Source organism: Nocardia sp. NPDC056064 (genome assembly GCF_042266925.1).
Taxonomy (GTDB): domain Bacteria; phylum Actinomycetota; class Actinomycetes; order Mycobacteriales; family Mycobacteriaceae; genus Nocardia.
Genome location: NZ_JBHJWO010000002.1, coordinates 256,952 through 271,378 on the forward strand (window position 1 = coordinate 256,952; position 14,427 = coordinate 271,378).

Sequence of the window (14,427 nt, forward strand, 5' to 3'; positions counted from 1 at the left end):
CCAGGAAACGTTGACGCGGTAATCCGTCGGGGTGGCATACCGGGCCGGTAGGCACCACCGAGGCGAGCGTCCAGTCCCCCACTTCCCTTCGGTCTCAACCTCTCAAGTCTCAACCTCTCAAGTCTCAACATCTCAATTGGAGCTATGCTAGCCGCAACCGATTTAATACTGGCGACGGTCGTCGCCACTGCTTGAAAGCCGTGGCGACGACCCTTCCGCTCCCACCCCTAACGTGGCCCAACTAAACGCGGCCGCCTAGAATCCGGCCGCCGTGTCGACCGCTAGACACAAGGAGATTAACTTCTGATTTTAATCACCTTGCGCCGCGTACTCCAACAGCAGATCGATCATCCTTTCCGTAAGAATCTGATTGTATTGAGTCGGAATCCGGTCAAGAGAAGGGCCCCCGTCGACAAGGATTGATGGAAATTCGGTCGCCGCAATCATATAGCCCCAATGAAGTGACGAAGTGGACTTGCCCTCAAAAAACCTGTCAAGCAGGAATTTGTCGAATCTCCGCAATGGTTCACCACCCAGCGCCACGTCGAAACCGGCAATAAAAGAGACGGCTGACGCGTACCTGTCATCAAGTATGTACATCCTGCGAGCCTTTTTCAGATACCTGCAGAGTTCACCGAGTTGCATACGTCACTCCTCCTCCAACTGAAATGTTAGATATTCGCCATATTCACCCCACTGGGCGATGTAGTCCTCAAACCGCATTCCCGCCGGTCCTGTAAACGCATCGTAGACTACCGGATTTCCTTCGTCATCTTCCTTGATCACGACGTAGTGATGTGTCCACTCACCATTTCGGTTGTAGGAGTGGATGGAAGGCCCGGTCGATTGCGCGCCCGGAAGAACGGATTCGACACGATAGACGCCGCCACCGATCTGAGCATGAATCTGCTTGGCCGCATTATGGCAATCCGAGGGCGTCGGTGTCGGCCAGTCTAGCTCGGATGGACTCGGTGATTTCGACGGCGTTGGTTCAACCTTGCCCGCTTTCGGATCGGCTTTCGGTGTTTCTTTACCCTTGTTCGTGTCGTCGCCGCCCGGTTTACCGCCGCCCGGTTTACCGCCGCCCGGTTTATCTCCCGATAGATCGAAGGAATTGACGGGATCAGCGTTTGCATAATCGTAGGCATTGGCTGATCCGCCCGAGACTGGATCAACTTGGAGGAATCGCCCCAATGCCGGCATGTAGGTGCGGGAGCCCATCTCAAGCACTTGCTGGCCTCCGAGATGTTCAACTGGCACCGTGTGTTCGCCCAACCAGCCGAAGTCCATGCCGCCCTCAGCTGTTGCCGGGATCGGAATCTTTCCAAATACTCCTGATACCGGATCAATGTTCTGGCCGAAGGGGTCATACAGGTGGATTGATCCCGTCCGAGCGCCAGCTGAGTCGGCGGTAAACAGAATGTCTCCGTGAATATTTGGGTACGCCCAGTTGCTCGCGGAGTTCGGAGCGTAATTCTTCGTGAAAACTACTCCACCGGATAGCTTCACCACCCTTTGGCGCAAGTTTCCTGCGCTATCAAGAATGAACTCCGGACCGCTCGTATCGGAGGTGAACCCATAACGAGTCACCTTGTCAGGTTCTCCACCGCCAGTGACCGTTCGTACAGCAATGCGGTCATCGACGTCTCGGGTGTAGGTAACGCTGCGGCCATCCGCCGTTTTGGTGGTCACGTGCCGTAGTGTCGAGTCGTATCCGAGCGTGTCAGTACCGACCTGCACGGAATTTCCGTAGCCGTCGTATTCAAGTGACAAGGTGGTCGCGCCAGTTGTCGATATCAATCGATCGGCGTGGTCATAGCAGTATCGTGTCGTTGCGGCAGGTCCGCCGTTGTAGCTGTCCGTCGATGCCGTGCGGTTTGTATTCAGCCCAGCCCTCTGATTCGGGCCGCACCCGTTGTCGGCCTCGAACGAATACGTAAGCATGTGATGCGGCACCGATGCCGAGACGAGGCGTCCTACGGAATCGTAGGTATAGGAAGAGCGGTAAGGTTCCGCGACCGTGGAATCGGAGATCTGCTCATCAATAATGCGCTGGTCCTGCGACCGAGTGGCAGAACTTGTCACCGACGAACCCGGAACCTGCCAGGTAAGCGCTGACACGGAAGACGCGTCGTTGCGATTGATCTGGAGGTTGGTTCCGTTTCCGTACGAAACTGTGCGGAGCTCTCCTACCTGGTAAGAGGGTACAGCAATCGAAGTTCCGTCCAGTTCTGTTCTGATCAGCTGTGACGCATCGTTCCAGCGGAAATTCAGACGAGACGTGGTGCCTTTGATGGTGCTCGTCTCGCTGGTCTTTCTCCCTGCCAGATCGTAGGCGAAGACGGTCGTGACACCGGAGATATCGGTGTATTCGATCACCCGGCCGAGCAGGTCAACCTTTGCAGTTGTCGAGCCGCTAGAATCGCTGGACCTCTGCTTAGACGGGTCACCACCGACTGAGTAATCGTAGCTAACGGAGCGGGCCGGTTGATCACCGATAGCGGGGTAGGCCCTGGTGGAGATTCGACCCCGGGCATCGTATCTGGCACAGGCCCATGGCTCTGTATTGACCCGTGTCGCCACGACGCGCCCTACGCTGTCATACACTGTTTCGATCGTGCTGTATACACCGGCCGAGTCTTTCGCGCCGCGCACAATCTTCGCGCGGCCGCCTTGACTCACTGCAGCGGATTCGGATTCACAGGGATTCGCGCGTGTTTCGTTGTCACCGTAGTAGGTCGATGTCCCTCGTTTGTCGGGATCGGAGGGGTCGCCTGCGGGAAGCGCTGACGCAAGTTGCCGCAAGAAGCCTTGACCAGGCTGTTCGTACAAGTACCGTTCTGTAAGGTTAACTCCGCTCGGGTCGACAGACTTCGAGGTCACCAAACCGAACACAGCATCGATATCGCGAGCTTCGTCGGAGTAGCTGGTGGTCTCCACCTTTGACGGCGCGCGCTCCGCTCCTCCCGACGAGCTGAATGTCGCCTTGGTGGTTTCCAACCCATAGCGCGGTGCCAACTTGTTGCCAGGCACAGTGACCGCCGCGCCGCTGCCGGGCTCAGTCCAAGTGAACGACAGGGCACCGCTGCTGCCGGACCGGTTGTAGTAGTCGATTCGAACCCGATGCCACGTCTCGGCCGTGGCATTAGTGTGTGTGCCGCTGATGTTCGTGGCGGGCTTGTCTGACCAGCTATCAACGGTCAGGACGTCATCGATCCACAGTCTGACGCCGTCGACAGCGGTGAATCCGAGAGTGTATTCACCTGCTGCCGGGAACTTGATCTCTCCGGTGAATCTGGCGGACCATCCGGCGGTGTTGGCGACTGGCGGGCTGGTTCCCCAGTTTCCTGTCAGCGTGCCGTCGGCGGTGCCGACGCCGGTGTGCCATTCCTGTGGAACGCCTGCCAAGAAGGGGTTGTCGTAGAACGCAGCTTCGAGACCGACAATGTTCTCGTCGTATGCTCTCCGGTCGTGCGGCATCGCAGGTGCGCATTCGGGTTTCGGTAGCTGACCGTTGAAGCACTCAGTAGGGGCTGGCCCAAAAATATCGGTAGGCCTGTCTGCATGGTCGTATACAATCGTCGTACGGCGACCGGCCGCATCGACTGTCGCAGTGGGATCATCTTTGGCGTTCCACTCCGAGCGGGTCGTGTCTCCAACAGCGTTGGTCTCTGTGATTCTTCGACCGGCGTCGTCCCAGATAAAAGTACGGTCGCCGTAGGTGTCGAGACCGGATACATCGATGACTGCCTTCTTGTTGGCGATTTCGTAGCGATATAAATGCGCAGCCCGTGCGGCCATATCGCGGCCATGATGCGTTGGTGCGGTGACGCTGATCGCTCGCGAATGTGGCGGTCTTGTACCCGAGTTGTCGTCGTAGAACGCATCGTATTCGACGGTCGTTCGTTCGTAACCGGGTACGATCGCGCCGATCGCACGGAGGTCGACGGCGAGAGGCTCCCGGATTTCGTTCAGCTCGCCGACACTGTTGATTGCCTGCAGCTTCTTCTCGGTATTGCTACCGGCTTGGTCGTAAGTCTGCTTTGCTGCTTCGAGGTTCAGGTAGCTATAATCCCAGATCTCCGAGCCCGGGTTCTCGATCCGAGCCAGTGCCCCGACCATGTACCATAGACGGGTTTCTGTGCCATCCCAGTACTTGATTCTGCAAAGCTTCTGCGCTGGCGCGTGGTGTGATCCTGTCGGCCCCGATGCACCGCCGTAGCAGTTGTTGCTGTTGTCGGTGTTGTAGTGCAGCGCGTGCGTCCGCCCCGTCACTGGGTCTTTGATCTGAGTCAACCGCGCAGGATTGCCAGAATACAGGTACTGCAGCGACGCAGGTTTCTTGCTGTCTACGACATTCGAGACCGCAGCCAGTGTGCCATCGACGTTGAAGATCGACACGACACCGTTTTTCGTGACCGACACGCGGCCACCGCCATCGACTGCGAGGATGCCGTCTTCACCCGCGGGCGGGGCATAGCCACCTGCCGATTCTTTGGACCATCCATGTTTGCCGCCAGCTGCGTCGGTGAGCACGACAGATCCGTCAAGCATCTCCGCGGTGACGAATTCGCTGCCCATCAGGCCGAGGGTCCATCCGCTCGGAAGCGGGGACGGATCCTGCGCATACAGTTGGTCGGTCGTGACGATCCGCGGGCTCCAATTGTGCGTGCGCGAGGTGGTGCCGGTAGTGCTCTTGGCCCACAACACCATCTGAGGCTTCGCTGTCGTGCGGTGGTACAGCTCGACCTTGATCGGAACCCGCTGCCCAGCAACCAACGACACGTCAGTAGCCTTCTTGGGGCCCACCGTCGTAAACGCCGACCCGACCGCCGTGGCGTTCTGGCTTTCATAAGCCACGGCGTTGTCAACCCAGATCTTCGCGCCATCAGCGTGACTACCCGCAAAGCTGAAATCGCCGCTCACCGGCGCCTGGAAGTGACCTTCCCAGCGGATGACGAACCATTCTTTGTCCAGCGCAGCTGGCATCGGGTCTTCCTTCCATGGAAGGTTCTCCGATACGTTGCTCCAGACATTGCCCCAGTCCAGGTTCACCTGTGCTTCGCCACGAACCAAGACGGGCGTCGCATCGGCGACACCGTCATGGTTGGCATCATTGAAATACGAAGCCCTAACACCGTGACCGTCACCGCCCTGGCGCGAGTTGTAGGCAAAGGTCACCCCTGCCTTGCCGCCCAATGATTCGAATGCCGGTCCGGAAGCCGACGTCATCGCGTTGCCGTTGAAGAGGTTGACGGTCACCGGCCCGAATTCATCCGTCGGTGCCGGGCCTGGCACGCCGATCCTTTTGTCGAGTGTGAAGTGTCGGACCCAGTTCTGCGGCGAGGGCGATGACCCGCCCGAAGGCACCGTGGCAACCGTCCAGGTGTAGCGGGCTCCGTCGGCGAGCACGTTCTTCGGGATCGTCCACTTCGGAGTGGAGAGACAGCCTGAGTCGACGACGCTGCCGGAGCGGCCGTCGAACCCGGTAGAGATCTTGAAGCAGTACTTTGTGCCCGACGGGCCCGCGCTGACCTCCAGGGTCGGCATATCGGTCGCGACAACCGCGTCCTCGACAGGACTGACAGGGTTGACCTGCGGACCGGCCGGCGGAGGCGTGGTACCGCCACCGTCGGTGTAGTCCACGACCAATGCGGCTTGCAACTGCTTGTAGGAGTAGATGTTGGTCTCGGTGCCGCCGAGCATCAACCACAGGTTTTTGTCCGTCGCACCCACCTGGTCACCGACCGCAGTGACCAGCGCCTGGGAAGTCAGCGACCCATTCTCGCCGATATTGGCCGCAGCCAGTTCGGCCCCGCGCGCGTTGTAACCCAACGGGGTCGTGGCCCGGAACAGCTTCACCTCCGAAGCAGCCTTCTGCTCGGCTGCGGTCGAGGCCAACTTCAGATCCATCCGCGCCGAGGTCACCGTCTTGCCCGCCAAAGGGGTCAGGTCGTAGCGCAGGGCCGTGCGCCAGAAGGCGTTCTGGCCGATCACGTTACGGGCATTGCCGGTGCGGATGCCGCAGCTGAAACTGCAGGGCACACCGCCCTGGTTGTAGGTGACCGCTTCAGACTGCTGCCCGAAACCCCACGTGTAGGTCGGGTCGACCACGATAGGGAACTTGCGGGCCTTGTCGGTGAGCCACTTCTTGTCCACCGACACCGTCAACTGCCAGGCATCCCCGGCACGTTTGACCTCGTAGGAGCCGCCAGTAGTGGCCGGGCCCTTGCGGTCTTTGTCTTTGACTTTTGTGTCGCTCAGGTTGCCGGCGGAGTCCCAGACCTCGATCGGCGGCAGCGCCGCGACGAGTTTGCCAGACTTGTCGGTGATCTTGACGACCTTGCCGTCGACCTTCGGGGTCAGGTCGCCGGTGTCGAGGGTGAACACCCATCGACCTTCACCGACTGCCGACTTGTTCTTGAGGATAATCGATTCCTTCACCGAGTCCGCGGTCACCTCGTAGGTGACGTCGGTGTTCGGCAAAGCGTTGGAGTAGGTGGCTTTCGAACCGTCGACCTTGCGGCCGGATTTGCCGGCGCCGTCGAGCTTCAACGTCACCGGGACGCCACCTTGGCTCACCTTGAACAACGCAGGATCGTTGGCGAACTCCGCCAACTCGACCGCTGCATCGGTCCGCACCGGGCCGACTTTCTTGGAGTCTTTCTTGTCGACCAGGCGGGTATCGACCGGGGCCCACCCGCCCTTGCCGTCAGGGACTGCCAGTGGATCCTCGGACAGGACCAGGGTCTTGGTGCCGTTGGCGTTGGTGAACTCGATCGAGTTCTCGCTACGTCCGGTTTCTTTCGATGTCTTCGGATCGAAAGAACTCTTGCCCGAGGGCTTGTCGCCACCGGCCAGCAGCGGCGTGAAGTCGGCTTCCTGCGCCGGAGGCTGCTTTTCCGGTTTCGACTTCGCTTTCGACAGCATCAGCGGCATCGTCCGCGGGTCTTTGCCCTTGGGTGCCGCAGCGGCCTGTGGGGCGGCCACGACTTGGGTCACTGCCGCGATGAACAACATTACCAATATCACCGACCACGCTACGGCGCGGCGGAATATCCATAGAACAGGCAGCCAGCGCGCTAGCGCGCTGTGCCGTTGACGAATACTCATCACACTCCACACACGAAAAGCCCCGAACATCGGGGCATTTCAACACTATGAACATCAACAGCTGAAAGATTTCCAGGAAGCGAACCGAAGATCGTGCAGCACGTGCGCTATGGCTATGTCCGGGTCACTCGGGCGACCCTTTCGCCTCGAGGACCCGGACATCACCATTCAATCTTGCAGGTCGCACCCTTCGTCGAGCCTGGGACCTTCGGCTGCGCAAGGGAATAATGCCAAACCTGCGGCGATAGCACACCCACCCACGTGTCATTCGTCGGGTTGCGCCAGTTGATGACGATCACTCTCAACAGGCCCCAACAAATCGACAGAACGGCCTCGATATTGCCCCGCCCCGAAATCTCTCAGTAGACATCACTCTGCCACTGAAACCTCCGCGTTCACCATGCCGTCGAACTGACCATGCCGACGGTTCAAAACACCCACATCACATGTTAGGGACTCCGCCACACTCGCGGGTCCCGAGGACCCGACCCATCCTTGCCAGCTGCAGAGGCGTGTTCGGCGACACTCGAAACAGAGGCAAAGTCGACAACCGTCGCCATGTGCCTGAGGACCGATTGCGTGCGGTTCGCCTTGACAGCGAATCCGACGCCGTGCTCCCCTACCGCTTCACGGTACCGTCGGACAGATGCTTCGATGTCGATCGCGTTGTAGACCAGCGCCGAGTCGGTTGCATCGATACCGGCGGATGCGACAGCATCGAAGAGCGTGTCCGCGTGGACGTTGTTCGATGCCCAGTCGAATCTGGAAACGGTAGCCAACGACTCTGCCACGATCGGATACTTAGGCACAGCGTTTCCCTCCCCCGGACATCGAATCCAAGCCGGCCTTCGCGGTTCGGAGCGCTCGTTCGAGGCAGGCAGGAGACTCGGAGATGTTGACCCGGACTCCGGCCCCACACGGATAGAGTCCGTTCCAGGCGGCCTCGCTTCCGCCGAACATCAGGGTCGGGTTCAGCTTCAGCCGAAAATTGCGGCCAATGCTGTTGCAAGCGGCGACGAGATTCTCGTAGCCAATCGTTCGGCCGACGGGCACATGGGCGGAGTATCCGGCATGGGGCTCGATCTTCGTCAGATCGCACTCGCCTGCGATCCACGATTGCTCGATCACCTCCCAGCCCGATGCCAGTCTGCCCATCAAGGTGCCAAAATGCGCGATCATCGATTCCGCGAGGGAGGAAATTGCGTGTCCTGCGTCGGCTCCTACATGAGCACCGACCCAGCCGACATCGGCGAAGGCGTCCTCCTCGCCGGCGTCTCGGCTGTAGTCCCCGATTGCGAGCACATACGAGGTCGATACGAGCGACCCATACGGATTGAGGCAGTAGGATCGCGCGAATCGGCTTTGGTCGATGCTCTCGATGAGTCGATCGTCCCAGGAAACGACGACTCCTGGCCTCAGGCCGGGTAGTGATAAATCCTTGCTTGCCGTGAATGTCACCACACAACGCTCAAGGTTCGCATTTCGAAGCTTCTCACCGAGGGCCCTCAACGGTAGACCGTGAGATCGATGGCCAATCTGGAACGCGGTGTCGAAAAACAGGTATCCAGGATCGATGTCCGGCTCATGGAACATTCTCCCCGAGACGCCGTTCGGCATTACCGAGACCAAGGCGATGGGTTCCGGTGTCTCGTCGGGGACCGGAAAGGTGTTCCCATTTTCATTATAATAGAGAGCAACTGGCATACCGTTCACGGCACGCGATTGCTCGAAGATGTAATAGGATGGGAGCGGCAGCGCCACACTGAATCCGTTCGCAGCGAGAAACTCGGTGACAAGACTAACCGCCTCGGTCGCTCCCTCAGTGAATCGGACGTTCGAAGGTGCGACTTCTACATTCCACATCCTGGAGAGAGCGTGTGCAACCACCGCCCGCTCCTGATCTTGCCAGGCACCACTATAGTCGACCAGTCTGGATCGGTACCACTCCTCGCCCAGGCATTGTCCGAGCATAAGGAGCGAGTCCTCGCTGGGATCGACCAAGCATCGCCCTTGTCCGATTTGACTCGAGCCAGAATCGACACCGGCTCTCACTTCCTTGTACACGTCGACACATTCGGCATTTACGGTGCTCATAGAGCAAACTCGCGATCGAATTGGGATACCATTTCCGAGAGTTCTGTCAGACTTTCCTGGATTGCTCCGAGGAGCCAATCGGGGTCGGCTCCAGCGTGGCACTCACACGCGGTGACATCGATCCGGAACGAGGCACGCTGGCCGACTTTCTCGAACCAGCAATTGAAGGTGATGCAATCGTTTGTCACGCTGTCCTCGCCCAGCACACGGGGTAGCGCTGGCGCGGTCTGGCCTTGGGATCCTTGCACTCCGAGGAAATTCAGCAGAACCCGCGGTCTGTTCAGTTCACCCGTCGTTTCGCCGAGACGATAGCCCCACTCCACCCTCTTCTCGATAGGTGTAGACGCCCGACGAATCTTGATGCCAGATATCGAGGAATGCCACGCGTTCAGGTCCCAGGGCGTTGGAGCCACTGAGGTGATCCCACCTACTGCGACCGGCCACTCGACTGCGTACCAGCCGATTCCGGTCTCGTCGGGAAGCCCTAGACTGGGAATCCCCGCCCTGCCGTGACCTTCGAGCAGGATTTCGCCGGTGGGCAGGAATTGCTCGACGCCGGATGGTCGGCTCTCCATCGCGCGAACCACAGCAACCACGACGATGTCGAGCAAGTCACCGCCGAGCAGGTCGGCGTACCCACTATTCGCGACGAACACGAGGCCGTTCTCGAAGTCCAATCGATGGCTTGTGTGCACGAAGTGCCCGTGTGGCTCATGTTCTGCGCGTGTATACGCCCCGCCGTGCCGGCTTCGACCGAACGCCTGGTCCAATGCCTGCGAATGTGCGTACCAATCGATCTCGCGCACAAGCGCGCCGGTGCTGGTGGACGGCCCCTCACCTGCCATAACCGCCCTCTCGACGATTCGCCAGGACACCGGGTCCATGACCAGATGCGATACAACGAGCACGACATCGGCTCCGCCGTCCGGTCGCGGCACGACACCGGCGGCGAACACTTCACGCTCGGAGTTCTCCCGTGCCCAGACTTCCTCGAGAACGGAATCGGTTGCGGTCCCGACCGGGAACTCCAGGACGCGCAGCGCGGACTCATCTGCGCGCGAGTCCTCCGCGGTCACTGTGAACGTCAGAGTGGGGACGGCGTCGATGTCTGACTCGTCCGGGGACACCAACTTGGCGGCCAGGAGCGGATGTGCATAGCACAGCGCAGCGAGTCGGCGCCTAACCTCGCCGGGGCTGGCCTGAATCGAGTAGACCTGCGAGTAGCAGAACCGAAGGAGTTTCCCTAGGTCTCGCCCGGCCGCCTCCCACGCCGCGATCGCGATCGGTGGAAGCTCGACAGACAGCTCAGCGCCGTCCGCTATCCAATCAACTTCGCTGATCCCTAGCCCCTGGTCGCGGTCGTAACGAGCGTTCGGATCCACTCCGAGATGCGTCACTGTGACATCGATCAGGCGTGTACTGGCGCGGAGGTCTGCTGCTGCCACCCGCCAGCCCCGGACGTGCATCCGGGCAACGACGTCGATAGTCGACAGGCTGTCGCCTCCGAGCTCGAGAAAGCTCGCCGCCAGGAGGGACCCCGGGACATGGTCGGCCAGAACCTCTCGCACGGTCTCGGCCAGAACCTCGTGGCCGGGACCGACGACGAAGTCATCGGACAGTGAAGCGTCGAGAGCATCAGGCTGTGCTGGGTGAATCGCCACCTGCGACCAGACCGCATCCCAGTCGACCTTGCCGTTGACGTTGTATTCGAGCGAGTCCACCGCCGTCAGTCGGGCGGGTACGTGGCTCGCAGGAACATGTTGGCCGAGTTGCCTCCGTATTTCTGAGATATCAGAAGAGTTATCAGCGACCAGGACCACCACGGCTTCTAGCCTGCCGTCCATGGACACACGGGCCGCACAATGCTGGATGCACGCCAGGGCCAACAGGGATTTCTCCACCTCGGCGAGGTCAACTCTGTTCCCGCGGATCTGGACCTGCCGGTCGTTGCGGCTTGCGAACACCAGCCCGTGGACGTCATCGATCCAAACCAGATCGCCGGTGGCATAGGCCGCGAGGGCGCCCACTTCGTTGACGAGCTGCCGCAGTGTCGGGTCGATGGTGCGACCGCCCGAGAGGTAACCCGTCATCAGTTGGTCTCCGTAGACAACCAGTTCACCGACGTCGCCCGGCCGGACCGGAATACCGAGCGCATTGACGACCAGTCCGGCAACCCCTGGCAGAAGTCTTCCGATCGGTGCAGACACCCCGATGTCCCGACCCGCTGGTGTCTGCGCAGCCGCAGCTGGGAATTCATAGAAGATTGCGGTGTCGACCGTGTTTTCGGTGGGACCATAGGTGTTCGCGAGAACGTCGGTATGCCGCCGGAGTTGCTGCCACAGCGACAGGGGAACGGTTTCGCCACCGAGCAATACTGTGGTTGGACCGGGCTGGGTGTCTGACCACAGTCCCGCAGTCAGCAGCGCCTGCGCATGAGACGGCGTGAGGTCGATGATCTCGATTTGATCGGCAGCCAGGCGGAACGCCAATTCCTCGGGGTCTCGCCGCTGCGCTTCGGAATAGACGTGGGTGTCGTAGCCCACGAGCAGAAAACACAGCTGCTCATAGAACGCGTCGAATCCGAACGATGCGGTGATCGCGGCGCGGCGCGGTGCCGCGCCGCGCCTTGTATCACAGAATCCGGGGTTGTGGAGGGTGGAAATCTGTGTGCTCAGGAACCGCTCGAGCGCGCTGCGACTCACCGCCACGCCCTTGGGCACGCCGGTGCTTCCGGAGGTGAAAATGACGTACGCAGTGTCAGCCCAGTCGATGGTGTGCTCATTCGGCACAACTGGCCGCGGATCGGTGTCTCCCACGGTGAACACCTCGACGAAACCATCTCGCCCCTCGCCGCCGACGCTGTCTGCAGGCACGGGGAGTTTCGTTGCTGAGTCCGTGCGGACGATGTACTTCGGTGTTGCCAACTCGAGAATCTGTCGGATCCGTGCCGGCGGATGCGCTTGGTCGATCAGAGTGAAGGGACGTCGCGCCTGGAGCATGGCCAGAATGGTGACCAGAGTTTCGAGCCCGCGGCCGGCGACAACAGCTGTCAGCTCGCAGTCGTCGATCACCGACTCGAGGTAGCTGCGCCTGGACCGGACGTGTGCGAACAAGTCAGTGCTCAGAAACGATCGGACTGCACCCGACTCTTCATGAGCCGTAACTGTCGGTGCCTGCGGCATTCGCTCGATCAGGTCACCACGCAGTATGCAGTCGAGGGAAATACGTGCTGCCGCGCGGGGACCCCCGATGGCTTCCCACTGCGCTGCAGCGTAGAGCGGAACCTCACGCAAAGCGAGATCGGGAGATGCCAGCCAGTTTCGGCAGAACGACACGAAGTCATCCAGGGCCAGGATCGGCTCGCCAGGCTCGTGACCAATGACACGCGGCAGGGTCAAGGTCAGTTCACCAGCAGGTCCGAGATCGATCTGCAGTCCACCGGGCTCCCGCGGACCGGTCGCGATCGACACGCGATCGGCGCTCGACGTCGAGCCGAAGAAGGTCCTGATGTTGATCCCGATACCCGCCAGCAGCCGTCCGTCGGCACCGTCCACTCGTGCAACGAGTTCCTCTCCTCGGAACCTCGAGTGCTTGCCGACCTCGCGGAGTACCGTGGCGGTCCGGGTTGCAAGGTCGTAGAGTGTGTCGGTCCCTTCGTCAGTGGCGATCTGGATCGGTAGAACATTCACCAGCATGCACGGCACGGCTGCGAGTGTCGGAAACCTCACGCGGTTGCTGAACGGCATTGCGAAGGTCACTCTATCGATGCCCAGACGATAAGCGACGAACCCCACGTAGAGTCCGGTCAGAACCTCAATCCGATGGCAGCCTACCTTTTTCGCCGTCAGTGTCAGCGAATCCATGACCGACTGGTCGAGGATGTGCGAATCCGAAAGATCACCAAGCTGAACTTTCCGACCGCCCCCGTAGGGGTTCTCGACCTCTACATCGAGGGTGTTCCGCCAAAACTCCCAGTCGCGGTCATAGTTCTCCGAGGATCGATAGTTCTCCTCGGAAACGAGTTCGTCGGGAACATTCTGGTCCGGATCGTACGGATCGTACGGGAGGACACGATCGGGAGCATACCCGCGCGCGAGCTCCCGTTCGATCCGATCCTGAATCAGACTCGCGCCGAAACCGTCGATAACAATATGGTTGTACATCTGGACGCAGGCCGCTTTGTCCGCGCCGAGAGGAATAACCGCAATCGAGAAGAGGGGAACGTCGATGGTTATAGCCATGGAGGGCGCATTGTGGCCCAGCAGTGTTCTCGCCGCGTCGATCGCGTCGGATGTCGAGCCAATGTCGACATCCGACACGAGAACGACACTATCCGACGGGTCGTGCGTTCGGGTCTGGACGATCCGCCCCGCATGTTCACCCTCGCCATGGTGGACTCGCGTATACAGGATCGGTACTTGACCGACCACCCGTCTCGCTGCCTCGGCGACACTTGAGGCGCTTGCCTCGTAGATTGACAGTTCGCAAACCACCCACACACCAGGATCATCCGAAAGCTGAATCGCATTCCAAATTGCTTCCTGTGCTGCGGTTAGTCGAAATACCGACTTGCTCATGAGCCAAACTCCCCCTTCAACACCGTTGTCAGCAGATCGACAGTCGATACCTCAGCCTCGTATCAGCTTTGCCACTGAGTCCACAGTTAGTTCGATACTCTCCATATTGTTGTCGACAACGTTGAAACGACGCGAGATCCAGTCGGCCTGCTGATAATCGCTGTATCGGTGCAGGCGCCATCGAAGTGCATCCCGCTCTTCCTGATCCGCGTGGACCCGCTGGCTGTGCACATCCGGTTCGACGTGCAGGGAAATCGGGAGCAGCCGAACCCTCGATGAGAGTCCGTTGCTGATCTCGTCCCAGTATTCCTCGACCAGAATGGTCTGAGGGACCACGATCAAGGAGCCGGGAACCTCAGTGGCGATAGAAGCGATGAGCTCCACCGATACACGTCGCCATGCACCCCATTCCTGAAAATCTCTTCGGGCGGAAATTCTCTGCAGACAGGACCGCAGAATGGATCCCACTTCCTCAGGATCAACCGTGACCGAGTCCGTAAAAGTGGCCGCAAGCCTCCTGGAAACGGTAGTCTTCCCGGCGCCGAACGCACCGTTCAGCCACACCACGGTAGTGGATTCAGTGGTCGCAGTATCTGAACCAGCTATTTGATTCATTACTTCCTTTCACTTTTCGACGGGCCCG

Annotated in this window: 5 protein-coding genes; all 5 read right to left on the bottom strand. The window is 60.0% G+C overall.

Annotated features, from left to right (window positions below; all coding sequences use genetic code 11):
• Window positions 1-309: 309 nt before the first annotated feature.
• Window positions 310-645, bottom strand: coding sequence for a hypothetical protein (locus ACFC06_RS25050; RefSeq protein WP_375936447.1), 336 nt, complete (start codon window positions 643-645; stop codon window positions 310-312).
• A 3-nt stretch (window positions 646-648) separates the two neighbouring features.
• On the bottom strand, window positions 649-7,113 hold the full coding sequence (locus tag ACFC06_RS25055; RefSeq protein ID WP_375936450.1) for a PA14 domain-containing protein: 6,465 nt from the start codon (window positions 7,111-7,113) through the stop codon (window positions 649-651).
• A gap of 801 nt (window positions 7,114-7,914) precedes the next feature.
• Window positions 7,915-8,874 (bottom strand): hypothetical protein, encoded by a 960-nt coding sequence (locus ACFC06_RS25060; RefSeq protein ID WP_375936453.1) that lies wholly within the window; start codon window positions 8,872-8,874, stop codon window positions 7,915-7,917.
• Window positions 8,875-9,203: 329 nt separating this feature from the next.
• Window positions 9,204-13,784 (bottom strand): AMP-binding protein, encoded by a 4,581-nt coding sequence (locus tag ACFC06_RS25065; RefSeq protein ID WP_375936455.1) that lies wholly within the window; start codon window positions 13,782-13,784, stop codon window positions 9,204-9,206.
• A gap of 51 nt (window positions 13,785-13,835) precedes the next feature.
• A complete protein-coding gene (locus ACFC06_RS25070) occupies window positions 13,836-14,399 on the bottom strand; it encodes a hypothetical protein (protein ID WP_375936458.1) in 564 nt (187 codons plus the stop codon).
• Window positions 14,400-14,427: the final 28 nt, after the last annotated feature.